The 542-nt window shown below is 63.3% G+C and carries 1 protein-coding gene; it reads right to left on the bottom strand.

All coding sequences use genetic code 11. The annotated features are described in order from the left end of the window. Positions 1–383 (bottom strand): hypothetical protein (locus Y705_RS22735; protein ID WP_216698783.1); only part of this gene is annotated, 383 nt, incomplete at its 3' end. Positions 384–542 lie beyond the last annotated feature (159 nt).

Below are 542 nucleotides of genomic sequence, written 5' to 3'. Positions count from 1 at the left end.
TGAAGCTTGCAACTGCGACCTTGGGAAAATACTAGGTTCTCCATCCGGCGGTTTTTCCTCTGGTTTTTCCACAGGCGGGGGCGCATTCTTGTCCTGAGCGGGACGGCAATGGGGTTGTCCCGCCGGGCCCGGTATCCGACCGGGATAATCAGGAGGATCGAGATCATGGGCAAGAAATTTTCCAGGATGATGGCCGGGTTGGCATTGGGCATGGTGGCCTTGAGCGGGTGCTCCGGGTCCGCGGAGGAAACCGCTGAAACGGTAGCGGCGGAAGTCACGGAGGCGGAGACCACGGAGGCCGAAACGACGGCGGCCGCGACCACGGAAGCCGCGGAAACGAGCGAGGCCACCGCAACCACCGGGGCGGCCAGCGGGGAGGCCACAGGAGAGGCCAGTGCGCCTGCCGCTGTCGGCCCGACCACTCGATAATCAGGAGGATCGAGATCATGGGCAAGAAATTTTCCAGGATGATGGCCGGGTTGGCATTGGGCATGGTGGCCTTGAGCGGGTGCTCCGGGTCCGCGGAGGAAACCGCTGAAACG

Source organism: Arthrobacter sp. H41, assembly GCF_000520535.1.
In the GTDB taxonomy this organism is placed as follows: Bacteria; Actinomycetota; Actinomycetes; order Actinomycetales; family Micrococcaceae; genus Arthrobacter_D.
The sequence above is the reverse complement of the archived record's forward strand: the minus strand, read 5'-3'. Positions and strand labels throughout refer to the sequence as shown.